21 protein-coding genes and 2 pseudogenes are annotated in these 26140 nt (G+C 70.4%); 8 read left to right on the forward strand and 15 right to left on the reverse strand.

Annotation, left to right across the window (positions count from 1 at the left end):
• The 9 genes from JHY01_RS10120 to JHY01_RS10160 are packed head-to-tail and all read right to left on the reverse strand — an operon-like array spanning position 1 to position 10827.
• Positions 1 to 924 carry an LD-carboxypeptidase gene (locus JHY01_RS10120; RefSeq protein WP_205325512.1) on the reverse strand — a complete coding sequence of 308 codons (924 nt, stop codon included), beginning with the start codon at positions 922 to 924 and terminating at the stop codon, positions 1 to 3.
• A complete protein-coding gene (locus tag JHY01_RS27700; protein ID WP_205325513.1) occupies positions 921 to 2927 on the reverse strand; it encodes a prolyl oligopeptidase family serine peptidase in 2007 nt (668 codons plus the stop codon). Before JHY01_RS27700 ends, JHY01_RS10120 begins: the two co-directional genes overlap by 4 nt.
• Before the next feature lie 9 nt (positions 2928 to 2936).
• On the reverse strand, positions 2937 to 4241 hold the full coding sequence (locus tag JHY01_RS10130; RefSeq protein ID WP_205325514.1) for a M20/M25/M40 family metallo-hydrolase: 1305 nt from the start codon (positions 4239 to 4241) through the stop codon (positions 2937 to 2939).
• Positions 4234 to 5058: a M55 family metallopeptidase gene (locus JHY01_RS10135; RefSeq protein ID WP_205325515.1), complete on the reverse strand. Its 825-nt coding sequence runs from the start codon at positions 5056 to 5058 to the stop codon at positions 4234 to 4236. The genes JHY01_RS10130 and JHY01_RS10135 overlap by 8 nt, the downstream gene beginning before the upstream one ends.
• Positions 5055 to 6056, reverse strand: a complete 1002-nt coding sequence (locus JHY01_RS10140; RefSeq protein WP_205325516.1) for an ABC transporter ATP-binding protein — start codon at positions 6054 to 6056, stop codon at positions 5055 to 5057. The genes JHY01_RS10135 and JHY01_RS10140 overlap by 4 nt, the downstream gene beginning before the upstream one ends.
• Positions 6046 to 7056 (reverse strand): ABC transporter ATP-binding protein, encoded by a 1011-nt coding sequence (locus JHY01_RS10145; protein WP_205325517.1) that lies wholly within the window; start codon positions 7054 to 7056, stop codon positions 6046 to 6048. The genes JHY01_RS10140 and JHY01_RS10145 overlap by 11 nt, the downstream gene beginning before the upstream one ends.
• Complete coding sequence (locus JHY01_RS10150) at positions 7053 to 7958, reverse strand: ABC transporter permease (protein WP_205325518.1); 906 nt, start codon at positions 7956 to 7958, stop codon at positions 7053 to 7055. Before JHY01_RS10150 ends, JHY01_RS10145 begins: the two co-directional genes overlap by 4 nt.
• Entirely contained in the window at positions 7955 to 8998 is a 1044-nt protein-coding gene (locus JHY01_RS10155; RefSeq protein ID WP_205325519.1) for an ABC transporter permease, read from the reverse strand. Before JHY01_RS10155 ends, JHY01_RS10150 begins: the two co-directional genes overlap by 4 nt.
• Positions 8995 to 10827 (reverse strand): ABC transporter substrate-binding protein, encoded by a 1833-nt coding sequence (locus tag JHY01_RS10160; RefSeq protein ID WP_205325520.1) that lies wholly within the window; start codon positions 10825 to 10827, stop codon positions 8995 to 8997. The genes JHY01_RS10155 and JHY01_RS10160 overlap by 4 nt, the downstream gene beginning before the upstream one ends.
• Before the next feature lie 292 nt (positions 10828 to 11119).
• Between JHY01_RS10160 and JHY01_RS27705 the strand changes: the two are divergent.
• Positions 11120 to 11650 (forward strand): annotated as a pseudogene (locus JHY01_RS27705) (GyrI-like domain-containing protein); the annotation flags it as partial.
• Between the two features lie 84 nt (positions 11651 to 11734).
• Here the strand turns inward: JHY01_RS27705 and JHY01_RS10170 are convergent.
• Positions 11735 to 12625 carry an SMP-30/gluconolactonase/LRE family protein gene (locus tag JHY01_RS10170; RefSeq protein ID WP_205325521.1) on the reverse strand — a complete coding sequence of 297 codons (891 nt, stop codon included), beginning with the start codon at positions 12623 to 12625 and terminating at the stop codon, positions 11735 to 11737.
• Positions 12626 to 12770: 145 nt separating this feature from the next.
• Here JHY01_RS10170 and JHY01_RS10175 point away from each other — a divergent pair, with 145 nt between their 5' ends.
• The 5 genes from JHY01_RS10175 to JHY01_RS10195 all read left to right on the forward strand — a co-directional run bounded on the left by JHY01_RS10175 (position 12771) and on the right by JHY01_RS10195 (position 19309).
• Positions 12771 to 14021, forward strand: coding sequence for a cellulose binding domain-containing protein (locus JHY01_RS10175; protein WP_205325522.1), 1251 nt, complete (start codon positions 12771 to 12773; stop codon positions 14019 to 14021).
• A 245-nt stretch (positions 14022 to 14266) separates the two neighbouring features.
• A complete protein-coding gene (locus JHY01_RS10180) occupies positions 14267 to 15031 on the forward strand; it encodes an IclR family transcriptional regulator (RefSeq protein ID WP_205325523.1) in 765 nt (254 codons plus the stop codon).
• Between the two features lie 274 nt (positions 15032 to 15305).
• The gene (locus JHY01_RS10185) at positions 15306 to 16079 is read left to right on the forward strand and encodes an MIP/aquaporin family protein (protein ID WP_205325524.1); all 774 of its coding nucleotides are present in this window, start codon (positions 15306 to 15308) and stop codon (positions 16077 to 16079) included.
• A 67-nt stretch (positions 16080 to 16146) separates the two neighbouring features.
• A complete protein-coding gene (glpK, locus tag JHY01_RS10190) occupies positions 16147 to 17676 on the forward strand; it encodes a glycerol kinase GlpK (protein WP_205325525.1) in 1530 nt (509 codons plus the stop codon).
• 13 nt (positions 17677 to 17689) lie between these two features.
• Entirely contained in the window at positions 17690 to 19309 is a 1620-nt protein-coding gene (locus JHY01_RS10195) for a glycerol-3-phosphate dehydrogenase/oxidase (RefSeq protein ID WP_205325526.1), read from the forward strand.
• Between the two features lie 235 nt (positions 19310 to 19544).
• Here JHY01_RS10195 and JHY01_RS10200 read toward each other — a convergent pair whose 3' ends face one another.
• Positions 19545 to 20090, reverse strand: a complete 546-nt coding sequence (locus JHY01_RS10200) for a transcriptional regulator (protein ID WP_205325527.1) — start codon at positions 20088 to 20090, stop codon at positions 19545 to 19547.
• Between the two features lie 61 nt (positions 20091 to 20151).
• Here JHY01_RS10200 and JHY01_RS10205 point away from each other — a divergent pair, with 61 nt between their 5' ends.
• On the forward strand, positions 20152 to 21453 hold the full coding sequence (locus tag JHY01_RS10205) for an MFS transporter (protein ID WP_205325528.1): 1302 nt from the start codon (positions 20152 to 20154) through the stop codon (positions 21451 to 21453).
• Positions 21454 to 21593: 140 nt separating this feature from the next.
• Here the strand turns inward: JHY01_RS10205 and JHY01_RS28095 are convergent.
• The 3 genes and pseudogenes from JHY01_RS28095 to JHY01_RS10215 form a co-directional block, all read right to left on the reverse strand.
• Positions 21594 to 21953 (reverse strand): annotated as a pseudogene (locus JHY01_RS28095) (RDD family protein); the annotation flags it as partial.
• A gap of 144 nt (positions 21954 to 22097) precedes the next feature.
• On the reverse strand, positions 22098 to 22616 hold the full coding sequence (locus JHY01_RS10210) for a GNAT family N-acetyltransferase (RefSeq protein WP_205325529.1): 519 nt from the start codon (positions 22614 to 22616) through the stop codon (positions 22098 to 22100).
• 49 nt (positions 22617 to 22665) lie between these two features.
• Positions 22666 to 22863 carry a DUF4267 domain-containing protein gene (locus tag JHY01_RS10215; protein ID WP_205325530.1) on the reverse strand — a complete coding sequence of 66 codons (198 nt, stop codon included), beginning with the start codon at positions 22861 to 22863 and terminating at the stop codon, positions 22666 to 22668.
• A gap of 52 nt (positions 22864 to 22915) precedes the next feature.
• On the opposite strand from JHY01_RS10215, the gene JHY01_RS10220 reads away from it, so the two are divergent.
• Complete coding sequence (locus JHY01_RS10220; protein ID WP_205325531.1) at positions 22916 to 23809, forward strand: sigma-70 family RNA polymerase sigma factor; 894 nt, start codon at positions 22916 to 22918, stop codon at positions 23807 to 23809.
• A gap of 190 nt (positions 23810 to 23999) precedes the next feature.
• Here the strand turns inward: JHY01_RS10220 and JHY01_RS10225 are convergent, their stop codons facing one another.
• Positions 24000 to 26114, reverse strand: a complete 2115-nt coding sequence (locus tag JHY01_RS10225; RefSeq protein WP_205325532.1) for a beta-galactosidase — start codon at positions 26112 to 26114, stop codon at positions 24000 to 24002.
• Positions 26115 to 26140 lie beyond the last annotated feature (26 nt).

The raw sequence follows: 26140 nt of genomic DNA on the forward strand, positions 1-26140 counted from the left end.
CTAGCGCAGTGCCGGCTCCGCGAATTCGAGAGTCCCCGCATCGGCGTCCAAGGTCGCCTTGAGCCCCAAGGGAATCGTGAGCGCACCGGCGCAGTGCCCGAATCCGAACTCCTCCACCACCGGGATGGCCCTCCCGAAGAACTGGTCGTACAGCACCTCGCGGACCTCCTCATACGGCCCGCAGTCGACCCACGAGCCGAGCACGACCCCGGCGATCCCGTCGAAGTATCCGGCCCGCCGCAGCTGCGTCAGCGCCCGGTCGATCCGGTACGGCGCTTCGCCGATGTCCTCCAGGAGCAGCAGTCCGCCCGCCACGTCCCGCCGATGGTGGAGCGTGCCCGCCTCGGCTGCCAGGAGCGTCAGCGTCCCGCCGAAGGTCACGCCGGTGGCCGTGCCGCCCCGCATCGTCGTGGCGGTGGCCGACGCGATCCATTGGGCCCGTTCAGGTTCGAACAGGGCCAGCCGCAGGTGCTCCTGCACCACGGGATTCTCGGCGAACTGCGTCCAGCTCGGCATGGGACCGTGGATCGAGGCCGTACCCAGTTCCAGCGCGACCGCCTCGTGCACCGCGGTCATGTCGCTGAAGCCGACGAACGCCTTCGGTTCGACCGAGGCCAGGGCCTCCCAGTCGACGTGCTCGATCATCCGCTGCGAGCCGTAGCCGCCCCGCGAGGCGATCACGGCCGCGAACGACGGGTCGAGCCAGGCCTTCGCGAAGCCGACGGCCCGGTCGCCGTCCGCCCCGGCCAGGTACCCCGTGGTCGCAGCCGCACCGGGCATCACGACCGGCTCGAGCCCCCAGCCGCGCAGCACCTCGAGACCGGCGTCCAGGCCCCCTGGAGGGAACGGGCTCGCTGGGGAGACGATCGCGACCCGGTCGCCCGGGACGAGCCGCCTCGGGCGGCGCAGCGGTTCGAGGCTCACGGCTCCAGCTCCAGTTCGAAGTCGGGAACGGGGAACGCGAGGACCTGCGCGTAGAGCGCGTGCTCGGCGAGCACGGCATCCACAATGGTCGACGCCTGCCGGAAGCCGTGCTGCTCGCCCTCATACGTGCGGTAGGCGTGCGGCACGCCCCGGCCCGCCACGGCCCGCAGCAGCTGCTCGGCCTGCGCCGGCGGGCATATCGCGTCCTCCAGGCCCTGCAAGAGAAGGAATGGCACCTCGATGCGGTCGGCGTGGTGCACCGGCGAACGCTCGATGGAGCGTTCCTCCAGCACCTCGGGCGGGCCCACGAGCGAGTACACGTACTGCGATTCGAAGTCGTGCGTGTCGTTCCCGGTCCAGCCCGAGAGGTCGAGGATCGGGTACTTCACCACCGCGCACGCATAGAGGCCCTGGGCCGCTTCCGAAGTGAGCGACGCGGCGGCCGTCCAGCCCCCGGCGCTGCCGCCGCGGATCGCGAGCCGCGCCGGGTCGGCCGTGCCTTCGGCGGCGAGCGCCCGGGCCACGGCCGCGCAGTCCTCCACGTCCACCTCGCCCCACCGCTCACGCAGCCGCTCCCGGTATTCGCGCCCGTAGCCCGTGGACCCGCCGTAGTTCACCTCGACCACGCCGATCCCGCGCGAGGTGAAGTACGCCAGCTCCATGTCGAGCACTGCGCGCACACCGCTCGTGGGCCCGCCGTGCACCCACACCACATACGGCGGCCGTTCCCCCTCGGGTCCTGTGAACTCGGGATTGCGCGGCGGGTAGACGTGGGCATAGATCTCACGCCCGTCCGGACCACGGAAGGTCCGATGCTCGGGGACGGGGTAGTAGGCCGGATCGACCTTGTCGGTGTGCGCGTTCGCGATCACCCGGGCCGCGCCCGTGTACGAGTCCACTTCGACCAGCTCGTACCCGGACACTGGGCTCGCCGCCAGGCCGTACACCTTGTCGCCGATCACGCAGAGCCCGCCGAGCCAGTCGGTCCACGGGCCCGCGACCGGCCGCAGCTCCTGAGTCCCGTCGCCGTACAGGCTGAGGCGGTTCTCGCCCTTGCCGTGAATCATGGCGAACGCACACTGAGCGCCCGGCCTGGGTATCGGCAGGAACCACCGCGACCCCAGGGTCCACAAGGGGCCGGCGAACTCCTCCTCGGCTCGGATCAGCATTCCTGTGGACTCGTCGAACCAGTCCCGCCAGTGCAGGTTCCACCAGCCGGTCGCATCCGAGGCGTAGTAGACCTCGGCGGCTGCTTCGTTCCCGCCGATCTCGACCTGCGCGATCGAGGTGCCGGCTCCGCCCGCGACGCGGCGGTCCATCCGCAGCTCGCCCGCCGGATCGATCTCGGCGATCCGCAGATCCGTGCCGTCCCAGGGCATCTGCGGATGGTTCCACGCGATGTACCCGACCGTCTCCTCACCGGGGCCGACCTTCGGTCCGGTCAGGAACCGGTATGAGCCGTCGGTGAGCTCCCTGATCTTCGACCGGTCGGCGGCGGCCGATCCGTCGAGCGGGACCGCCGCCAGCACCCGCCGCACGTCGGTCGGGCGCTCCCCGGTGAACTCTTCCATGACCGCCCAGGCCTCACCGAAGCGCTCCACGATCACCGGCTCGCAGAACCGCAGCCCGCCTGGGACGGCCGGTTCCGGCGTCAGCGGCACCGGCTCGCCGCCGTCGTCCGGCTCGAACCGGTGGAGCCGCTGGTCGGCGAAGTTCGTGAACACCACGACCGGCCCGTCCTCGCGCATGACGCCCGCCCACGGGCGGCCGCCGTACTCGTGGACCCGGTTGCGCGGGTTCCACGGCGGCGGCAGCACCGACTCGGTGGTGCCGTCCTCGCGCCGCCGGATCAGCGCCCGCCGCCCGCCCTCGGCCGGGCGCGGCTCGGTCCACCACAGCTCCCCGCCGACCGCCCCCAGCGCACCGGGCCAGCCGTCGGCCTCCGCGACCATCTCGACCGTGATCGGCGATGCCCAAGCACCGTAAGGGGACTGCTGCACCACTGTGCTCCTCTATGCGTTCCGCAGGAAATCGTCCAGGACCCGCACCCCGAAATGCAGCCCCTCCACCGGGACCCGCTCGTCGACGCCGTGCGCGAGCCGCCCGTATCCGAGCTCGGCCGTCTGCCCGAGCGGTGAGAAGCCGTAACCGGTGATGCCCAGCTGCGCGAACTGCTTCGCGTCCGTGCCGCCGGACATGCAGAACGGCACCGGATGCCCCTCGGGGTCGAACTTCCGGACCGCCGCGCGCATCGCCGCGAACGCGGGGGAGTCGACCGGAGCGGCGAGCGGCTGCGTGCGGTGCTGGTACTCCCATTGCACGTCAGGCCCGCACAGTGCCTCCATCGTGGCCTCGAACTCGGCCTCACCGCCGGGCAGCACCCGGCCGTCCACTTCGGCGTAAGCGTGCTCGGGGATCACGTTCACCTTGTACCCGGCCCGCAACACCGTCGGGTTCGCGCTGTTGCGCAGCGTCGACTCGACCAACTGCGCCGCGGGTCCCAGCTTCGCCAGCAGCCCGTCGACGTCGTCCAGATCCGGCTCCACGCCGTAGACCTCGGCGAGCTCCGTCAACGCCGCCCGCACCGTGGGCGTCAACCGCAGCGGCCACTCGTGCGCGCCGATCCGCGCGACGGCGGCCGCCAGCTTCCCGACCGCGTTGTCCGGGTTGGCCTTCGAGCCGTGCCCGGCCGTCCCCGAAGCCGAGAGCCGCAGCCACGCCGTACCGCGCTCACCGGCCGCGATCGGATAGAGCCGCAGTCCGTTCCCGCCGTGGAAGGTGAACCCGCCCGACTCCGAGACGCCCTCGGTGCACCCCGCGAACAGTTCCGCGTGCGCCTCCGCGAGGTACCCAGCGCCGTACTCGGCACTGGCCTCCTCGTCGGCCGTGAACGCCACGACGATCGGCCGCCGCGGCCGGACCCCGGCCCTCGCCCAGGCGCGCACGGTGGCGAGGACCATGGCGTTCATACTCTTCATGTCGATCGCGCCGCGCCCCCAGAGCATCCCGTCGCGGATCTCCCCGGAGAACGGGTGCACGCTCCAGTCCGCAGCTTCGGCCGGAACCACGTCGAGGTGACCGTGCACCAGCAGCGCATCGGCCTCCGGGTCCTCGCCCTCGATGCGAGCGACCACATTGGAGCGATTCGGGGCCTTCTCGAGGATCCGCGCCTCGACGCCGACCTCCGCGAGCTTCCCGGCCGCGTACTCGGCGGCCTCACGCTCGTTCCCGTCCCCGCCGCCGTGATTCGTGGTGTCGATCCGGATCAGCTCGGACGTGAAGCGCACGACCTCGTCGAGCGCCCGCGCGTCAACCATAATGCTCCTCCATGGACGCCGAAGCGATCGTCGTGACGGCCTTGAAGCACCGGATGGCCGCATACATAGTGGGCAGCTCGAACGCGACCCGCCGCTCGCCATCACGCTCCACGCCCGGGATGACGGTGACCGCCCCGGCCAGATGCTCCGCGTCGAACTCGACCTCGATCCGGTGCGCCTCCAGCACCGGCTCACGCCGCCCGGCCAGCGATACCGCCTCGGCCGCGCCCTTGCGGATCGCGCGGACTGCCCACTTCGGCGTGCGGCACGCGGCCGCGTACCGCGAGACGTAGTCCTTGACCGCGATACCGACCGCCCCGGGCGCATAGCCCCGCGCGTCCTCGATCGTCTTGTCGTCGCCGGTCACCATGATCACCGGCACCCCGAACTCGGCGGCCACGGCGGCGTTCAACCGGCCCTCGCTCGCACGCACCCCGTCGAGCCACACGCCCGTGATGGTGTTCGCCAGGTAGGTGTGCGCGAGCACGCCCTCCAAGCCCGCCCCGGCGTGATACCCCAGGAACACCACTGCGTCAGCGCCCTGCACGCCTTCCATCATGGAGAGATCCTTGTGGCGCCCGGCGATCAGCGTGACCGGCCATTCGAACCGCTCGGCCATGAGGTTCCGCATCGACCAGTGCGCGTCGTTCACGACGATCTCGCGGGCCCCGCCCCGGTGCAGGCCCTCCACAGCGGCGTTCACCTCGTCGGTGAACAGCGGCCGCATCCGCTCCCAGCCAGGGCCTCCCGGCAGCACGTCGTCGGGGCAGGTGACGCCCGTGGCGCCCTCCATATCGGCACTCACGAGTATCTTCACCCCGCCATCCTCGCATCCCCGTGCAACGTGCGATCCAGATGGCACGCGACGAGATGCGGCTTCGACTCGGGCCCAAGGATCTGCAAGTCCTCACCCGAGCACTGGTGCAGCACCGGAGCGGCATTCCCCGAGGCCGCCTCCTGGCATCGCGGCCGGAACCGGCACCCGCCCGGGATCCGCGACGCGTCCGGCAGCTCCCCGGCCAGCACGATCGGCTCCGCCACAGGGGAGTCCGGGAGCACCGACACCAGCGCCCGCGTATACGGATGCCTCGGCGCCGTGAGCACCTGCTCCACCGGGCCCTGCTCGACGATCCGACCCAGGTACATGATCGCGATCCGGTCCGCGATGCTCCACGCCAGACCCAGATCGTGCGTGATCACCAGCGCCCCCAGGCCCTGCTCCTCCTTGAGCCGCAACAGCAGCGACAAGATCTCCCCGCGCACCGAAGCGTCCAGCGACGCCACCGGCTCATCCGCCACGAGCAGGCTCGGCCGCAGCACCAGCGCCCCCGCGATCACCACCCGCTGCCGCTGCCCGCCCGAAAGCTCATGCGGGTACGCCAGGAAGAACTGCTCCGGCGGCCGCAGGCCCGCCCGCGACAGCGCCTCGGCCACCCGGCCCGGCTCGTCATCGGCGATCCCGTGGATCCGCAGCCCCTCGGCCACCGCGTCGTAGACCGTGTGCCGCGGATTCAACGCGCCCGTCGGGTCCTGCAGCACCAACTGCACCTGCCGCCGGTAGGCCTTCAACGCCCGCGTCGAATACCGCAGCGGCACCCCGTCGAACGCCACCGTGCCGCCCGTCGCCCGTTCCAGACCGAGCAGCGTCCGCGCCAGCGTCGTCTTGCCGCAGCCGGACTCGCCCGCCAGCGCCACGATCTCACCGGGCGCCACGTCCAGGTCCACCCCGTCCACCGCCCGCGCGACCCGCCCGCCCGGCAACCCGAACTCGACCCGCAGGCCCCGGGCCGTGAGCGTCTTCTCCTCAGAGGACAACGGGCATCCCTTCCTGCGCAACGAAACAAGCACTCGACCACGACGAACCGCCGGCGACGCTCGCGGAGCCGCGCACGGGCAGCGCCAGCAGCTCCGGCGACTCCCCGCCGCACCGCTCCACCGCCACCGCGCACCGCGGCCGGAACGAACACCCCTCCGGCAACCGCGCCGGATCCGGCGGATCGCCCGCCAGGCCACCCGGATGCATCCGCGCCGCCGGATCCCCGATCACCGGGAACGCCGCCCCCAACGCCGCCGAATACGGATGCCGCGCCTGCGCGAACACCGCACGCGCCGGACCCTCCTCGACGATCCGACCCGCGTACATCACCGCCGCCCGGTCGCACACCGCCGACAGCACCGACAGGTCGTGGCTGATCATCACCAGCCCCACCCCGCGCTCGGTCACCAGGTCCGAGATCAACCGCAGCACCTGCGCCTGCACCATCACGTCCAGCGCCGTCGTCGCCTCATCGGCGATGATCAGATCCGGATCGCACGCCAGCGCCATCGCGATCATCACGCGCTGCCGCTGCCCGCCCGACAGCTCATGCGGGAAACTCCGCGCCCGCGACGGCGGCAGCCCGACCCGCTCCAGCAGCGCCTCGGCCCGCCGCGCCGCCGCCCCCGGCGTCGTCTTCGCCTCGTGCACCAGGATCGGTTCCGCGATCTGCCTCCCGATGCGCTGCACCGCGTTCAGCGAATGCATCGCCCCCTGGAACACGATCGACGCGCCCGTCCACCGCACCGCCCGCAGCCGCCCCCATCCCATCTGCAGCAGGTCCTCGCCGTCGAGCAGGATCTCCCCGCTCACCTCGGCGCTCTTCGGCAGCAGCCGCAGCACCGCCATCGCCAGCGTCGACTTCCCGCACCCCGACTCCCCGGCGATCCCCAGCGTCTCCCCGGCGTCCACGCGCAGATCCACACCCCGCACGGCCGGCAGCCGCCCGCGCGAACCCCGGTACGTCACCCGCAGGTCCCTGAACTCCAGCAGCGTCACGACCCACCCCGCAGCCTCGGATTGAACACGGCCTCCAACGCCCGGCCGCACATCATGAACGCCAGCACCACCACCAGGATCGCCAGACCCGGCGGCAGCAGGTACCACCACGCGTGCGCCGAGACCGCCCCGTTCTCCGAGGCGCGGTTGAGGATCGAGCCCCACGACACCACGCTCGGGTCGCCCAGGCCCAGCCACGCCAGCGAGGACTCCATGAGGATCGCCGAGGGCACGAGCAGCGTGGCGCTGGCGAGCACCAGCGGCAGCACATTGGGGAGGAGGTGCTTGGTCATCTGGTGCCAGTGCCCCGCGCCGAGGGCTTTGGCGCGCTCCAGGTACGGGCGCGACTGCACGGTGAGGGTCTGGGCGCGCACGAGCCTGGTCGTGCCGGGCCAGGAGACGAGGGCGATCACGGTGATGGTGGTGGCCATGCTGCGGCCGAGGACGGCGAGCAGCGCGATGGCCACGACGAGGCTGGGCAGCACCATGAACCAGTCGGAGAGGCGCAGCGCGATCCAGCCGTACCAGCCGCCGATGTGGCCGCTCGTGACGCCCACGGTGGTGCCGATGACGATGGCGACCACGGTGGCGGTCAGTCCGATCACGAGCGAGAGGCGCGAGCCCCAGAGGGTCAGCGCGAGAATCGATCTGCCGGTCTCGTCGGTGCCGAGCGGGTAGGCGGCGCTCGGCGGAGCCATCCGCTCGCCCGTGGCGCGGGTGACGCTGAGGGCGGACTCGTCGATGAGGATCGGGGCGGCGAGCGCGAGGACCACGATGGCTCCCAGCAGGACCAGGCCGATCATGCCGGTCCGCTGACTGCGGTAGGCGGCCCAGGAGCGGGCGAAGGACTGCCGCCGCCGCGCCCGTCTGAGCGCGCGCGGTGAGACTGTTGTCGTCGTCATGACCTGCGAATCCTGGGATCGATGAACCAGTAGAGGATCTCGGCGCACAGCACGGCGAGGATGGTGGAGCTGGAGAACAGCACGAACAGCGCCTGCAGCACGGGCCGGTCCGGGTAGAAGATCGAGTTCACGAACAGCGTGCCGAGGCCGGGCCAGCTGAAGACGGTCTCGGTGACGATGGAGCCGTTCACGACCGAGCCGAGCGCGAGGAACACGAGCGTCACGGTGGGCAGCAGCGCGTTCGGCACGGCGTGCCGCTGGCGCACCTCGTCGTCGCGCAGCCCTTTGGCGCGGGCGGTGGTCAGGTAGTCGCTGCCGAGTTCGTCCAGAATGGAGGAACGCATGATCATCAGGTACCCGGCGTAGACCACGGCCGTGTAGGTGAGCACCGGCAGCACGAGGTGGTGGCCGATGTCGACGGCCTGCGACCAGAAGTCGGGCGGGGTGCTCGGCGAGCGCATCCCGTTGACGGGGAACAGTCCCAGGTACCGGGCGAAGACGAGGATCACGATCATGCCGAGCCAGAACGTGGGCGCCGAGTAGAGGACGAGCCCGGTCGCCACGTGCCCCTTGTCGAACCTGCTGCCCTGCTTCCAACCCGAGCGGGTGCCGATCCAGAATCCGAGCAGCACTGCGAGGACCATCCCGGTGCCCGAGAGCAGGAGCGTGGCCGGGAGCCGTTCGACGATGAGGTCGAAGATCGGCCGGCGGTACTGGAACGACTCGCCGAGGTCCATGGTGAGCGTGCCGGTGATGTAGTCCCAGAACTGCTGCCACAGCGGCCGGTCGAGGCCCATCTCGGCGCGCATCGCCGCGCGCTGCTCGGCCGAGACCGGCCGTTCCTTGGTGAGCTGGTCGATCGGGTCCCCGGCGATGAGCCGGAAGATGAAGAACGAGGAGAACAGGACCAGCAGGAGCGAAACGGCCGCGCCGCTCACGTGCTTGAACAGGTAGCGCCCGAAGCCGCTCGAGGCCCGGCCGCGCCCCGTGGACGGCGCCTCGACCGAGGCGCCGTCCACGGGCAGGGAACGCTCGGTCATTCGCGCTCGTCAGCCGTCTTCTTGCGCCGCATCGCGAAGACCACCGCGGCCGCCGCGACGGCGACCGCCGCCGCCCCGACGGCGATCCACACGCCCATCGGCGCGCCGCCGTCCTCGGTCGAGCCCGCGGGCTGCGCCGTGTAGTACGCCCACGTGAAGCCCTGCTGGCCGGTGTACATGCCGCCCTCGGTCGGCTGCGAGGTCATGCCGGTCACCCGGTCGTGGTTGTAGGCCTCCATCACGTTCTGGTAGTACAGCCAGATCACCGGCGTTTCCGTGTACAGCAGCTCCTGCTGCAGTTTCACGAGCTCCGCCCGCGCTCCGGGGTCGGACTCGACCTTCTGCTGCTCGTGCAGCCCGTCGAACTCGGCGTTGCAGTAGGAGTTCTCGCTCGAGCGCTCCGAGCCGTCGGTGAGGGTCGGCAGCACCGCGCACGTGTGCATGCCCAGCTGCTCGGTCGGGTTCGGTCCCACACCCCAGCCGGAGAACGCGATGTCGAACTCGCCCAGGTAGGCCAGGTCGTTCAGGGTGCCCTGCTCGATCGCCTGCGCCTCGACCGCGATGCCCAGCTCGGCCCACCACTCGGTCGCGAACTCCACGATGGTGGCGTACGCGGTGTTGTCGGCGTGGTGGTAGAACCGGAAGTTCAGCGGCTCGCCGCCGCCGGGCATCGTGCGGATGCCGTCGTCGCCGCGCGCGTAACCGGCTTCGTCGAGCAGCCGGTTCGCCTCGGCGAGGTCGAACTGGACGAGCGCGTCGCCCCCGTCCCAGTGCCACTGCTCGAAGATCGCGGGGATCAGCGAGGTCGCCGGGGTGCCGCTGCCGTCGAGAACGGTGTCCACGAGGGCCTGCTTGTCGATCGCCATGTGCAGCGCCCGCCGCACGGACGGGTCCTTCAGCGCCGGGTGCCCGTCGCCGAACTCGGTGCCGTCCTTCGTCACCGTGCCGTGGTTGATGGTGAGAGAGACGTACCGGCGGCCCTGCACGTCGTTGGTGGTCACGTGCTCCTGGGACTTGAGCGCGTCGATCTGGGCCGGGTTGAGCGCCCCCTGCATGCCGTTGCCGACGATGTCGACCTCGCCCGCTTCGAGTGCGGCCACGGCCGCGTCGGTCTCGACGTAGTAGTCGTAGACGACCTCGTCGAAGCCGGGCGCGCCCTCCCAGTAGTCCTCATTGGCTTCGAGGCGGATGAACTCGTCCGTCTGGTATTCGGTGACCTGGAACGGGCCCGAGCCCACCAGCGGCAGCTGGTTCGCGTCGTCCGCCGCCGGGTCGGGGTACTCGGACCAGATGTGCTCGGGGACGATGTAGACCTCCCGGCTGAGTACCTCCGCGGGGGCGGGGGCGGCCAGTGTCAGCACGAACGTCGACTCGTCGGTCGCCTCGGCGCTCACGAGGTTCTGAGCGAAGTCGATGTTCCAGTCGCGGATCGCCTGGTTCTCGATGAGCAGCCCGTACGTGTAGGCCACGTCGTCCGCGGTGAGCGGTTCGCCGTCAGACCAGGTGGCGCCCTCACGGATGCGGAACGTCCACGTCAGACCGTCCGCGGACTCCTCCCACTCGGTCGCCAGGCCCGGCACCGGCTCGTAGTTCTCGGCGCTCATCCGGACCAGCGTCTCGTACGTCATCATGCTGGTCTCGTAGGTGATCACGAACCGCCGCTTGAACGGGTTGAAGGTGTCGACCTCCTGGTTCGTGGCGATCCGGAGGGTGTCGGTGTCGTCCTCCTGGGCGGCGGCGCCGGGCGCGGCCACCGCGAGCGCGCCGGCCGCGAGGGACAGCGCGGCGACGGCCGAGAAGCACCGACGCATCAGGGCATGGGGATTCATGGGGTGTAAGTCCTCGCATTCCGTTCCAAGAGCCGGGCGCCCCGGCGGGCACGCCACCGGTCCTCGATGTACCGACCAGAATGACGGAACACTTCTTGAGTTGTCAATGAAGTGAAGAAAGTTTTCATTGCCGCAACATGGCGAAGCCCTCCTGGCGGCGCCTGGGGCATCGCCCTCGGGCCCGTGGCCGGCACCCTCCTCGCGGGCGTCGGCATCGTCTTCGACGGGATCGACATCCCCGACCTCGTCGGTGTTCCACTCTGGTGGACGGGGAGCGGCTTATGCTGCGGTGATGGACAAGTACGATGTCAAGAAGGCGCACCGGGACCTGTACTCGGCGTCGGCTGCGGACTTCGCCGTCGTGGAGGTTCCCGAGCTTCAGTACCTCTCCGTCGACGGGAGCGGCGACCCCGACTCCGGGGCCTTCGCGCAGGCCGTCGAGGCGCTCTACGGGATGTCCTACGCGCTCAAGTTCACCAGCAAGAACGCGCTCGGACGGGACTTCGTCGTCGCACCGCTCGAGGGCTTGTGGCGCGCGGAGGACCCGCATGTCTTCGCTGAACTGCGCAAGGAGTCCTGGGAGTGGACGCTGCTGGTGAATCAGCCGGAGTGGGTCACCGAGGCGATGACCGCGACCGCCGCGGCGGCGGTCGCCCAGAAGCGGCCCAACCCCTCGCTCGGCCTCGTCCGGCTGCAGACGCTCACCGAGGGCACGTGCGCGCAGATCCTCCACATAGGCTCGTACGAGTCCATCTCGTCCACCTTGGATCGCATGCATCGGTCGTTCATGCCGGAGCATGGGCTGACCTTCAACGGCGACCACCACGAAATCTATCTCAGCGACCCGCGGCGGACCTCCGAAGCCAAGTTGAAGACGATCCTCAGACAGCCGGTCCGCCCCTCCGGCTTAGAGGCTCCAGGCCCCGTTGGTGTTCAGCATGATCGAGTAGACCGAGTCCGTGGCGGTGATGAACAGCCGGTTGCGCTTCGGGCCGCCGAACACCAGGTTCGACACCGAGGGCTGGGGGATCGGCAAGGTCGCCAGGTGGGTGCCGTCAGGGTGGAAGCAGTAGACGTCCGCCGCCGCGGCCCACACCCGGCCCTCGACGTCCACGCGCAGGCCGTCGAAGTTCCCGCCGGGGGACTCGCAGAACAGCTCGCCGCCGCTGAGCCTCCCGCCGTCGACGTCGAAGCGGCGGAGGTGACCGCGGCGGGTGTCGGCGATGTAGAGCACGGACTCGTCGGGGGAGAAGGCGAGCCCGTTGGGACGCTCGAAGTCGTCGGCTACGCGCTCGACCGCACCGGTGCCGGGGTCCACTCGGTACACGTGGCAGCCGTCGATCTCCGGTTCCGCCCGGTGACCTTCGTAGTCGCTGGTGATCCCATAGGGCGGGTCGGTGAACCAGATCGCGCCGTCGTTCGCGACCACCACGTCGTTGGGGCTGTTGAACCGCTTGCCCTCCCAGCGGTCGGCGATGACGGTGAGCGAGCCGTCCAGTTCGGTGCGCGTCACGCGCCGCGCCCCGTGCTCGCAGGAGACCAGGCGGCCCTGCCGGTCGAGGGCGTGCCCGTTGGCGTACCCGGCGGGGGAGCGGAAGACGCTCACCGAACCGTCGGTCTCGTCCCAGCGCATGATCCGGTCGTTCGGGATGTCGCTGAACAGCAGGTACTTCCCGGAGGGCACGTACACCGGGCCCTCGGTCCAGCGCCCGCCGGAGAACAGGCATTCGAGGTAGTCGTCGCCGGCGACCGCGAAGCGCTCGTCGAGTTCTCGGAAGCCCACCGGAGCATTGTGCATCGAAACTCCTCGATATAACCTGATCGTGTGATCGTGCACAGTCTCGTCACGGTCACCTGTATGCGGTGCGAAGCCGCACTCACGTTAGCTCAATTCCAAGGCGGCCGGGCCCGGCCCGGCCGCCGCTATGAGACGGGAAACGAACATGGGACCGGCACTCCCCAGTAGACGGCGCCTGCGCGCCGCGATCGCCGCGACAGCGGTGGCCGTGGTCGCCGCGGGCGCGACGGCGTTCACCCTCATGACGGCCGAGGCGGCCACCGTCGGCTGCAAGGTCGACTACCAGGTCACCGCCTCGTGGCCCGGCGGCTTCAACGCCAATGTGGAGATCACCAACCTCGGCGACGCCGCGGTCGACCCGTGGAAGCTCGAATGGGACTTCCCCGGCACCCAGAAGGTCCAGAACGCCTGGAACACCACCGCGGCCCAGTCAGGGGCGCACGTCACCGCCACGGGCGTGGAACACAACAAGCGGATCGCGGCCGCCGCTTCCGCGAGCTTCGGCTTCAGCGGCACCTTCACCGGCAGCGACAACGCGGTGCCGACCTCGTTCGAGCTCAACGGGAACACCTGCACCGGCGCCGTCGGCCCCTCGCCCACGAACCCGCCCACCAACGTCACCGCCTCGCCCACCGAGGTGCCCACGGGCGGTCCCGGCCAGGACGAGTGGAACCCGCCCTCGAATCTGGTCCAGCCGCTGGGCGAGGTCTGGGCGCACGTCGAGGACACCTACGACCTGGACTTCCGCAACTTCGGCTGGGACCAGGTGATGGCCACCGGCGGCACGATCAACTACTGCGTCCGCTGGGACTCGCGGAACTCGGTTTCGGTGCAGACGCGCGACGCGATCGAGGCGAAGCTCCAGCAGCAGTACGACCTCTGGTTCGACCAGATGAAGGGCTGGAGCGAGTGGCCGTTCGACCGGATCGACGTGAACGTCGTCGGCTGGGCCGCTTACGACCGCAACCTCCTCCAGTGGAGCGACAGTTCGGTCGACGTCTACATCGGAGACATCCGCGAGGACGCGCCGCAGTGCTCCGAGGACTGCGGGCGGTTCTTCCACCAGGACGGGAACTACTCCCGGTGCCCGGGCGGCGCGGCGCGCCACTACGACCAGAGCCTGTGGCTGACCCAGGGCATGGGCGGCGGCGCGGGCGGCGACTGGGGCCAGCGCATGGGCCAGGAGTACTTCGTGAACTCACTGAGCTCCACGCAGATCACGATCTATCTGCACGAGCTCGGCCACACCTTCGGCCTGGACGACTTCTACGACTGGACGCCGACGGGCCAATGCTGCTTCATCATGAAGGCCGGCTCCTCTTCGACGATCACCACGTTCGACCAGTGGATGCTGCGCGACTGGTGGCGCCACCTCAAGAGCCGCTACGGCTATTAGTCCTTTCCTCCGACGGCGGCGGGCCCTCCGGGTCCGCCGCCGTTCCCGTGCGCGCGAACGTTCCCAAGCCTCGGACGACCCCGCCCTGGACCCGAACCTGGTCGGCAAGAGCCGATAGCGTTTAGCATTGTCGAACGCGGCAGCGTTAAGATGGTCCCCGCCGAGCTCGGCGCGGCCCCGGCGCGACCCATGAGCCGTCATCGGCTCACGGCCGGGTGGGATCCCGAAGGAACGGAGGCGCTCGGATGGCCAAGAACATCCAGTCGCTGGAGCGGGCGGCGGCCATGCTGCGGCTGCTCGCGGGCGGCGAGCGGCGCCTCGGCCTGTCCGACATCGCCTCCTCGCTCGGCCTGGCGAAGGCCACGGCCCACGGCATCCTGCGCACCCTCCAGCACGAGGGCTTCGTCGAGCAGGACCCCGGCTCGGGCCGCTACCAGCTCGGCGCCGAACTGCTGCGCCTGGGCACCACCTACCTCGACGTGCACGAGCTGCGGGCCCGCGCCCTGGTGTGGACGGACGACCTCGCGCGCTCCTCGGGCGAGGCGGTCTACCTCGGTGTGCTGCACCAGCACGGCGTGCTCATCGTCCACCACGTGTTCCGCCCCGACGACAGCCGTCAGGTCCTCGAGGTCGGCGCGATGCAGCCGCTGCACTCGACGGCCCTCGGCAAGGTCCTCGCCGCGACCGACCCCGTGGCCCACGCCGAACTGGTCGACGCCAAGCGCGAGCCGTTCACGGCCCGCACGGTCACCGAGCTCGACGAGATCGAGCGGACGCTGGACCTGACCCGCGCCCAGGGCTACGCCGCGGACAACGAGGAGACCTTCGAAGGGGTGGCCGCGGTGGCGGCCCCGATCTACGACCGGCGCCGTCTCGCGGTCGGCTCGGTCGGCATTACCGGTGCCGTCGAGCGGGTCTGCCGGGACGGCGAACTGCGTCCGGAGCTCATCGCCGCCGTCCGCGACACGGCACGCTCCGTCTCGCGGGACCTCGGGGCCAAGCCCTTCTAGCGTTTCGCCCGATTCCGCCATATTTCTTCGCCTGTCGTGTGACCCTGGTATGCCTGTCTTGCAGGCGTTTCGGTTGGTTCGCAACTAAGGATGTGATGGCGATCACATAATACTTGACGCGTCGGTGATGAAGGAGAACACTTTCGTACATCGGTCGGCATTGTCGAACGCTTAACGGGTTTCAGCGTCCGCCTCGCCTTCCGAGTCGAACAAGCCCTTCCAACGAGGTCGGAACCCCCCGGTGACGGCCTCGGACGCAGACAAAGGAGTCGGTGTGTCCAACGCAGACATCATCATCGGAGAGATCCTCGGCACCGCGCTGCTGATCCTCCTCGGCGCGGGCGTGTGCGCCGCGGTGACCCTCAAGAAGTCCAAGGCCCAGAACGCGGGCTGGCTCGCCATCACCTTCGGCTGGGGATTCGCGGTCCTCACCGGCGCCTACGTCGCCGCCGGCGTCTCCGGCGCCCACCTGAACCCGGCCGTCACCCTCGGCCTGGCCATCCAGGGCGGCACCGAGTGGGCGGACGTCCCGCTCTACCTCGCCTCCGAACTGATCGGCGCGATGCTCGGCGCCTTCCTCGCCTGGGTCGCCTACTACGGACAGTTCAAAGTTCACATGGCCGACCTCGCCCACCAGGCCGACGCCATCGAGGGCGCCAAGGACGCCGAGTCCGGACCGGTCCTCGGCGTCTTCTCGACCGGGCCCGAGATCCGCAACACCGGGCAGAACCTCCTCACCGAGATCATCGGCACCTTCGTGCTCGTCATCGCGATCCTCACCCAGGGGCTCAACGACGAAGGGAACGGCCTCGGCACCCTCGGCGTGCTCATCACCGCGCTCGTCGTCGTCAGCATCGGCCTCTCCCTCGGCGGGCCCACCGGCTACGCCATCAACCCCGCCCGCGACCTCGGCCCGCGCATCGTGCACGCCCTGCTGCCCCTCAAAGGCAAGGGCCGCTCGGACTGGGGCTACTCGTGGATCCCCGTCGTCGGCCCCCTCGTCGGCGCGGCATTCGCCGGCGGCCTCTACAACATCGCCTTCGCATAGCCATGCGGACACAATCGACGTATCCCTCGCCGACTCCCACCACGACAACGACGTTCTGGAGCGAACCATGACCGACACGCACACCGGCCCGTTCATCGCCGCCATCGACCAGGGCACCACCTCCTCGCGGTGCATCATCTTCGACCGCGACGGCCGCATCGTCGCCGTCGACCAGAAGGAGCACGAGCAGATCTTCCCGAAACCCGGCTGGGTCGAGCACGACGCCGCCGAGATCTGGAAGAACGTGCAGGACGTCGTCTCCGGCGCCATGGTCAAGGCCGGCGCCTCCCGCGAGGACATCCTCTCGATCGGCATCACCAACCAGCGCGAGACCACCATGCTGTGGGACAAGCGCACCGGCAAACCCGTCCACAACGCCATCGTCTGGCAGGACACCCGCACCGACGTCCTCTGCAAGAAGCTCGGCGGCGACGTCGGCCAGGACCGCTGGCGCCGCGAGACCGGCCTCCCCCTCGCCGCCTACTTCGCCGGCCCCAAGATCGCCTGGCTCCTGGACAACGTCCCGGGCCTGCGTGAACGCGCCGAAGCCGGCGAACTCCTCTTCGGCACCATGGACTCCTGGGTCATCTGGAACCTCACCGGCGGCGTCAACGGCGGCGTGCACGTCACCGACGTCACCAACGCCTCGCGCACCCTCCTCATGAACCTCGACGACCTCAAGTGGAACGAGGAGATCGCGGCCGAAATGGGCGTGCCCATGCAGGTGCTCCCCGAGATCCGCTCCTCCTCCGAGGTCTACGGCACCGTCACCGGCGGCCCGCTCGGCGGACTCCTCGCGGGGGTGCCCGTCGCCTCCGCCCTCGGCGACCAGCAGGCCGCCCTCTTCGGACAGACCTGCTTCAGCACCGGCGAGGCCAAGTCCACCTACGGGACCGGCACGTTCATGCTCATGAACACCGGCGAGAAGCTCATCCACTCCAAGTCCGGCCTGATCACCACCGTCGGCTACCGGATCGGCGACCAGGACCCGGTCTACGCCCTCGAAGGCTCGATCGCCGTCACCGGCGCGCTCGTCCAGTGGATGCGCGACCAGATGGGCCTCATCAAGACCGCGGCCGAGATCGAGACGCTCGCGATGTCCGTCGAGGACAACGGCGGCGCCTACTTCGTGCCGGCGTTCTCCGGGCTCTTCGCGCCCTACTGGCGCTCCGACGCCCGCGGCGTCATCGCGGGCCTCACCCGGTACGTCACCAAGGCCCACATCGCCCGCGCCGTCCTGGAAGCCACCGCCTGGCAGACCCGCGAGATCAGCGACGCCATGGTCAAGGACTCCGGCGTCGAACTGGTCACGCTCAAGGTCGACGGCGGCATGACCTCCAACAACCTCCTCATGCAGTTCCTCGCCGACGTGCTCGACGCGCCCGTCGTGCGCCCCATGGTCGCCGAGACCACCTGCCTCGGCGCCGCCTACGCCGCGGGTCTCGCGGTCGGCTTCTGGGACGGCGTCGAGGACCTGCGCGTCAACTGGCGCCGCGCCGCCGAATGGACCCCCGACATGGACCCCGAGGTCCGCGACCGGGAATACAAGAACTGGCTCAAGGCCGTCGAGCGGACCATGGGCTGGCAGGACGAGTAGAGGGAGCATCGCGATGACCACCTTGCAGCACGTCTCCGGCCCGGAGGCGAACCCGACCGGTTCCATTCGCTTCACGGGGCGGATGGGCCGAGCCGAAGCGCGCGAGCAGCTGTCGAGCGCCACGTTCGACCTGCTCGTCATCGGCGGCGGCATCCTGGGCATCTCCACCGCCTGGCACGCCGCCCAGTCGGGGCTGCGGGTGGCCCTCGTGGACGCCGGCGACTTCGCCGGCGCCACCTCCTCCGCCTCCTCGAAGCTCCTCCACGGCGGCCTGCGCTACCTCCAGACCGGCGCGGTCAAACTCGTGGCGGAGAACCACTTCGAACGCCGCGCCGTCACCCGCCAGGTGGCGCCGCACCTGTCCCGCCCGCTCAAGTTCTACCTGCCCGTCTACAAAGGCGGCCCGCACGGTGCCGCGAAACTCGGCGCGGGCGTCTTCGCCTACTCCGCGCTCTCCGGCTTCGGCGACGGCGTCGGCCACCTGCTCAGCCCCGCCAAGGCCCGCGAGGCCGTGCCGGAACTGCGCGTCAAGAACCTCAAAGCCGTCGCCGTCTACGGCGACAGCCAGATGAACGACGCCCGCATGGCCCTCATGACCACCCGCGCGGCGGTCGAAGCGGGCGCCACGGCGCTGAACTACGCCGAAGTGACCGGCCTGCGGTTCACCGACGGCCGCGTGACCGGCGCCGACCTGCGCGACAAGGTCGACGGCACCGAGTTCGGCGTGAACGCCCACGTCGTCCTCAACGCCACCGGACCCTGGGTGGACCACCTGCGCCGCATGGAGAACCCTGTGGCCGACCCGTCGATCCGGCTCTCCAAGGGCGCGCACCTGGTGCTCAAGCGCACCGCCGACTGGGGCGCGGCGCTGGCGACGCCGGTCGACAAGTACCGCATCACGTTCGCGCTGCCGTGGGAGGACATGCTCCTGCTCGGCACCACGGACGAGATCTACGAAGGCGACCCGGGCCAGGTCGCGCCGACCAAGGCCGACTTCAAGCAGATCCTCGACGAGGCGAGCCTCTCGGTGCGCTCGGAGCAGTTGCATCCCGAGCTCATCACATACGCGTTCGCGGGCCTGCGGGTCCTGCCGGGCGGTCCGGGCGCGACTTCGAAAGCAAAGCGGGAGACCGTGGTGACCGAGGGGCGCGGCGGGATGCTCTCGGTGGCGGGCGGCAAATGGACCACGTTCCGCCACATCGGACGGACCGTGATGAAGAAGCTCGCGGCCCTGCCGGGCTACTCGCTCGGTGCCGAGATGGAGCCGATGGCGAACCTCCCGTACCGCCTGCCGCTGCCGGGCATCGCGAATCCGCACGCGGTCGAGCACCGACTGCTCTCGGACGGCGGCTCGCCGCTGGCGAACCTCGGCGCGGACACCGCGAAGCACCTTGCGACGCACTACGGCTCGCTCGCCTTCGACATCGCCCGCCTGGCGGGGGAGCACCCGGAGCTCGCTCAGCGCGTGCACCCGGACGCGCCGGAGATCATGGCGCAGGTCGTCTACGCGCGCGACGTCGAATGGGCGGAGACGGCGGAGGACGTCCTGCGGCGCCGCACCACGCTGATGATCCGCGGCCTGGACACGCCCGAGGTCCGCGCCAAGGTCCAGGCGCTGCTCGACCGGAAGTGACCGGCGACCGCAGCGTGTGGAGCGCGCAAGCGTCGAAGGGGCCGATACGCGGCTCGCAAGCTTCACTCAGCGGCCGGGAGCGAGATCTGAGGGGTTCTCGTTCCCGGCCTTTCGTACGCGTCTGCGCGGCGACGGCTGCCGTACCCGTGCGCCGGCATTGGATCGGGATCTCGGCGGCGCTTGCGAGCCGTGCACCGGCAGCGTCCGTTCTGAAGGCCGGAGCCTTGACCACGGCCTAGTCTCGTCCCGTGTCCGGGTGGATCGCCATGAACACCGAGTACGGCCGCGCCCCCGGCCCCGGTTCGATCGCCGCCAGCTCGTCGAAGAGCTCCTTGAAGCGGGCGCTCACTTCCTTGTACTGCTCCTCGTTGAGTCGCATGCCGAGCCGTCCCGCGTTCACCTGCTTCGGGTCGGGGACCTGTGCGACCTCGGTGCGGAAGGCCTCCAGCATCGCGGTGGAGAGGTCCGACTTGAACTCCTCGCCCAGGCGCAGCGCCCACGACTTCCGTGTCGCCAGGTAGGGGATCTCCCGCGATCCCCGGGCGCCGGTCCGCTCTTGCTGCGGAGTGAGGAATCCGGTGTCCACGAGCTTGCGCACGTGGTGCAGGACCGTCGCCGGGTTCGCGTCGAGGCGCTGGGCGATCTCCTTGTTGGTGAGCGCGCGGTCGAGGCACAACCGCAGGATGCGCAGTCGCATCGCCGAGGCCACCGCTTTGGCCTCGGCCTCGGTGGCGAGCGGCCGGTCGTCCTCGGAGCCTGTTGATCCGCGCTGGTCTGACACCACCTCATCCTAGCGGCAGCTGCGATTGACTTTTCCCAATTGATTGGGAATACTCAATCGCGTGATCTCCCTCGGCGCCCCCGCCCCCGACGCCCCCACGAAACGCGACCGCCTCGGCCTCCTACGCGAACCCGACTTCCGCGGTCTCTTCCTCTCCACCACCGTGGCCCAGATCGGCTACCAGATCACCACGCTCGCGCTGCCGCTCGCCGCGGTCATCGCGCTCGACGTCGGTGAACTCGAAGTCGGCGTGCTCTCGTCGATGACGATGCTGGCGTTCCTCCTCATCGGCCTCCCCGCCGGCGCGTGGGTCGACCGGATGCGCCGTCGGCGGGTCCTCATCGTCAGCGACCTCGTGCGCGCCGCCGTGCTCGCCACCGTCCCGATCGCCTGGTGGGCAGGCGCGCTCACCATCTGGCAGCTCTACGCCGTCGCGTTCGTGATCGGCCTCTTCACCGTCTTCTTCGACGTCTCCTACCAGAGCTATCTGCCGCACCTCGTCGGCCGCGAGCACCTCGTCGAAGGCAACGCGAAGCTCGAAGTGGTCCGCTCGACCGCCCAACTCGGCGGTCCGGTCCTCGCCGGACAGCTCATCGGCTGGCTCACCGCGCCGGTGGCCCTCGCCTTCGACGCCGTCGCGATGGGCGCCTCCGCGCTGTTCCTCGTTCGCATCCGCCGCCGCGAGCCCAAACCCCGAGTCGCCCGGGACGCCCGGATCCTCACCGACATCAAGGAAGGGCTCGCGTTCGTCTTCCGCAACCGCATCCTGGCGTCCATCGTGGCCGCGACCAGCTGGTGGAACCTCTGGATGGGCGCTTACATGGCAATGGCCGTGGTGTTCCTGCCGCGCGACCTGGGCCTGACGCCGGGGACGATCGGCCTGTTCTTCGGCGTGTTCGGCGTCGGCGGCCTCATCGGCGCATTCGTGACCGGACCCGTCACGGCCTGGCTGGGTGAAGGCCGCGCCATCTGGATCTCGACACTCATCTCCTCACCCGGACTGCTCCTGCTCCCCGCCGCCGAACCGGGCTGGCGCGTCTGGATCGCCGCGCTCGGCATGGGCACCGTGGGCATCGGCGCGGTCGTCTACAACGTCAACCAGGTGAGCTTCCGGCAGCGCCTCACCCCCGACCGGCTGCTGGGCCGCATGAACGCCACGGTCCGCTTCCTGGCCTGGGGCCTCAGCGCGGTGGGCGCGCTCATGGGCGGCGTCCTCGGCGAGTTCGCCGGGGCGAGGGCGACGCTCTGGATCGGCGCGATCGGCGTCTGCCTGGCGTTCCTGCCGGTCTTCTTCTCGCCCTTGCGGAACCTGCGGGACCTCCCGCGGCCGGGACCCGAACCGGAACCGGCCCGGGCGGCCTGAGCCCGGACTAAGGCCCTGCGGGGCGGCAGCCGGACGCCGCCGTTCGGGTCGACTTCGGCGAGCCGACGCGTCAGCGCGACATCGATGCTGACGCGCCGGAACGTCCCGTCCGCGGTGCCGCCGGTGACCACCGCGAGGACCGCCAAAGGCAGCAGGATCGTGCGGATCAGCATCGCCCACGGACCTTTCGCGCCGATCCTCCCGCCGTCGCGCAGCCGCACCAGGCGCGTGCCGGTGAGCAGCGCGCCGAGCGCGCGGCCGTTGGTGTAGCACAGGCCGTACAGCAGGGGCATGCCCACGACCAGCGCGCCCACCACCAGCACGATCACGCCGCCGCTGAGGCCCTGGGCATCGTCGATCAGCACCAGGACCACGACCCCGGTGACGAACCCGAGCATGACGACGACGGCATCGATGAGCCAGGCCCAGGCCCGTGCCCATTCGCCGGCCGGGACGTATCGCGTCCCATCGGCGAAGGCTTTGACTTCTCTTGCGGCCATGGGCACCTCACGTTCAGCGGGAAGGGGGCGGGGGAGCAGGCGGACCCGAGCCTACTCGGGCCCGGCCGCTCGCCTTCCGGGCCATGCGGCGACGCAGCGCCGCCGCGATGTTCTGCAGCTGCCGCCGTCGACGGCGCCTCCCCATCAGTTCTGCGCGCCGAACCCGGGGGAGTAGGTGTACCGGCCGCGCAGGTCGTCGCTCCAGCCGGCGAGCCTGCGGATCTGGAACGCGCTCCCCCAGCTCGGGTCCTCAGGCTCGATCCCGAGTGGCGCGGCCGACTCGAATCCGAAGCGGCCGTAGTAGTCCGGGTTGCCGAGGAGGATGATCGCCGGTTCGTCCAGCGCGTCCGCGGCCGCTATGGCCGCGTGCATCAGGGCCGATCCGATCCCCTTGCCGTGCAGGGAGGGGTCCACGCCGATCGGTCCGAGGCCGAGGATTCGCCGCTCGCCCAGCCGCCCGTACGAGCAGACCACGTGCCCGGCGGGTCTCCCGTCGGCCTCGGCCACGAGCGAGAGCTGCGGTACCCAGTCCTCGCTGCCGCGCAGCGCATCGACGATCGCCGCCTCCGTCCCGGAGGCGTAAGCGACCGTGGCGAAGGCGGCGTCGTGGAGGGTATGGATGAGGGGCGCGTCGCCCTCGGTCTCGCGTCTGATGAAGGTCACCGGCCGAGTATCACAGCCGATGCCAACGCCTGCAACGCATTTGCGCAGTTCAGGGGCGGCGCGCGACCTGCAGTTGGAGGATGCCGGCGGCGACCACGAGCGCGGCGGTGGCGTAGTGGATGCCGAACGCGGCGGCGGCGCTGCCGCCGTGGACGAGGATCAGCGTGCCGTCCGCGAGCGGGATGAGGGCCTCGCACAGCAGCACCCGGCCGAGCGCCCGTCTGTGCTCGCGACCACTCCTCGTCACGTCTTCGGGCCCCGGCGGGTCAGTACAGTGATGAGCCCGAGCGGAGGATGCGATGAACGACGGCGTCGATTTCGATCACGATGCGGTGCTGCGCTTCGAGGAGCACCGAGCGCATTTGCGTGCCGTCGCGTTCCGGATGCTCGGCAGCACCGGCGAGGCGGACGACGCGGTGCAGGAGGCGTGGATGCGATTCGCCCGCACCGACACCGCTGCGGTGGAGAACCTGCGCGGCTGGCTCACCACCGTGGTCTCGCGGATCTGCTTGAACCTGCTGCGCTCCCGCCGCCACCGTCAGGAGGACGCCCTCGACGCCGACCTGCCGCTGGCCTCGGCTCCGGGCGCCGGCGGCGATCCGGAGTCCGACGCCGTCATGGCCGATTCGGTCGGCTTGGCGCTCCAGGTGGTCATCGACGCGCTCGGGCCCGCAGAACGGGTGGCGTTCGTGCTGCACGACATGTTCGGCGTGCCGTTCGACCGCATCGCGCCGGTCCTCGACCGCACGACGGAGGCGACGCGGCAGCTCGCGAGCCGCGCGCGCCGGCGCGTGCGCGAGGGGCGCGACCGCGCGGAAGCGGATCGCGATGCGCGGCAGCGGAGGTCGGTGGTCGAGGCGTTTCTGGCCGCCGCCCGCGAAGGGCGCTTCGAGGACCTCCTCGCCGTGCTGGATCCCGACATCGTCGTGGTCGCCGACGAGGCCGCCGTCGCGACCGGCTTCTCGGGGCGCGAGGTCATCGGCGCCGCCTCCGTGGCCGCGATCTTCAACGGCAAGGCCAAGGCCGCGGTCCCGGTCCTGGTCGACGGTCTCGCCGGCGCGATGTGGGCCCCGGGCGGGAAGCCGCGCTCGGTGCTGGCGTTCGCGGTGGTCGATGGCAAGGTGGCGAGCATCGAGGCCATGAACGCCCCCGACACGATCGCGTCGCTCGAGCTCGTCCCCTTCGACCGATGACGCCGACGGGCGGCCGACGCGAAACGCGTCGACCGCCCGTCGTTCGCCGGGTCGTCTCCGGGCACGGGCAACGCCATCGGCGCCCGGGAAGCGTCGCCCTTGTTCAACGGTCGCAGGTGGGTCCGACATGCGGCGTCCGACCCGCGAAGGTCGGTGGCCTTGCCCATTGAGCCCGGCCACCGTCCGTTCGTCACCGCTCGATGAGGACCTTCACGTCCCACGGGCCGAGGTGCAGCGCCGTGCCCGCCTCGTGATCGGCGTCGTCGATCGCGTCGGTCGCCGCCGCGGGCAGCGGGTAGTCGACCTCGTTCCAGGACCAGTTGTGCACGAACCGCACCGTCCGCCCCGCGCCGGTGACACCGCTGGTCACCGTGAGGCTCGGGTGCTCGGGCCGCCACGCGTTCCCGGGGACGGCCCACTCGAACAGCGACTTCCCGAAGGCCGAGTTGGGGATCGCGCCCACATAGGTGATCCGGCCCGCGCCGTGCGGCTGCGTCGTCGCCGCGGCGAACCGGCCGTAATGCGGGTGTACGTACTCGGCGAGCGTCTGTGCACCCTCCACGTTCAGGCCGTCGGCCCACTTCACCGCCGCCGCACCGGATGCCAGCTCCAGCGGCGAACCCTCCGGGGCCCGAACGGCGATCTCGCCGGTGAGGTTCGCGAACTCCTCGTACCAGACCCCGGCCGCCTCGCGGAGCCTGGCGGGCTGCACCTCCCGGCGCGCCCGCGCCTCCTCGTCGGCGTAGCCCGTGCGCGGACCGACCACGAGGTGCCCGCCGGCCGCCGCATAAGCGGTGAGCCAGTCGAGCATGGCGTCGTCCTCGGCGTACAGCCCCGCGGCCACCAGCACCGGGTACTCCGCCACCGCTTCCTCCGGCGTGCCCAACTGGCCGGTGTGGATGATCCGAGCCTGGAGTCCCGCGTCGAACGCGCCCCGGTAGAACGGGCCGTGGATGACCTCGAACGAACGGTGCTCGGGGTTCCCGTCGTCGGCCTGGATCTGCGGCTCGGCCGCCAGCGCCCATTCGCTGCGCTTCGAGTACAGCACCGCCACGTCAGCACCCGGCACCAGACCGTCAAGGGCCCCACCGGTCTTGCGCAGTTCTCTGCCGATCCGCGCCAGCTCGCGGTAGGTCCTGCCGGGCCGCCCGCTGTGGGGGAGGACCCCGCCCCAGTACGTCTCGGCTCCGAAGTGGAGGGTCTGCCACTGCCAGTACTCGATCATGGCCGCGCCGCGCGAGACCAGCGCCCAGGCGGCCTGGCGCCACTGGCCGTCGTAGGCCGGCTCGTTCCACCACGACATGCCGATGGCCTGCGCGTTGGTCTCGGTGACCAGGTACGGCGCCTGCTTCGAGGAGTACATGCGGTCGGCCGAGTGGTAGAGCGCCCAGGCGCCCTTGGTGTTCCAGTCGATGGCGTCGCCGCCGCCCTTGGCGGGCATCTCGAGGCCGTCCTGCATCGCGTAGTACGGGTTCCCCGCGGTCACGTCGAGGCCGTCGGTGAGCGAGGGGTCGTCGATGCCGGGGCGCGAGTAGGAGATGCACGTGGTCACGAACTGGTCCTCGCGCGCGTACTCGCGCGCGAGGTCGGCCTGCCAGGCGATGAACTCGGTGGTCAGGTCGGCCTGGAACTTGCGCCACGCGAGCGTGTACTGCGGCTGCGCGTTCCCGTCGGGGCGCCACAGGTCCGCCCAGGTCGAGAGGCGGTGGGACCAGTAGACCAGGCCCCATTCGCGGTTGAGGGTCTCCACGTCGCCGTACTGGTGCCGCAGGCGGTCGACGAACTGCTGGAAGACGCCCTCGTTGTGGAAGATCCGGAGGCCGGGCTCGTTGTCGACCTGGAAGCCGATCACGGCCGGGTGGTCGGCGTAGCGCGCCATGATCTTGCGGATGACCCGCTCGGCGTGGAACTTGAACGCGGCGTGGGTGTAGTCGACCTCCTGGCGCCCGCCCCAGCCGAAGCGCTCGCCGGTCCGGTGCTCGCCGGCGATCTCGGGGTAGAGGCGCACGAGCCACGGCGGGACGGCGTAGGTGGGGGTGCCGAGGATGACGGCGATGCCGCGCTCGCGGGCGCCGTCGAGGACCGGCTGGAGCCAGTCGAGTTCGAACCGGCCGTTCTCCGGTTCCCAAGTGCTCCATACGGACTCGCCGACGCGGATCACCGAGAACCCGGCTTCGACCATGAGGTCGAGATCGGTCTTGAGCCGCGTCCGGGCGGCCTTGGTGTCGAATCCTTCGGCGGTGTCGGGCTGGTATTCGAAGTAGTATGCGGCCCCGAACAGGATCGGGTTCGGCCAGTTGCTCATCTGCGGCTCCTTGTGACTACGTAGTC

Source organism: Glycomyces sp. YM15 (assembly GCF_016918015.1).
In the GTDB taxonomy this organism is placed as follows: domain Bacteria; phylum Actinomycetota; class Actinomycetes; order Mycobacteriales; family Micromonosporaceae; genus Glycomyces.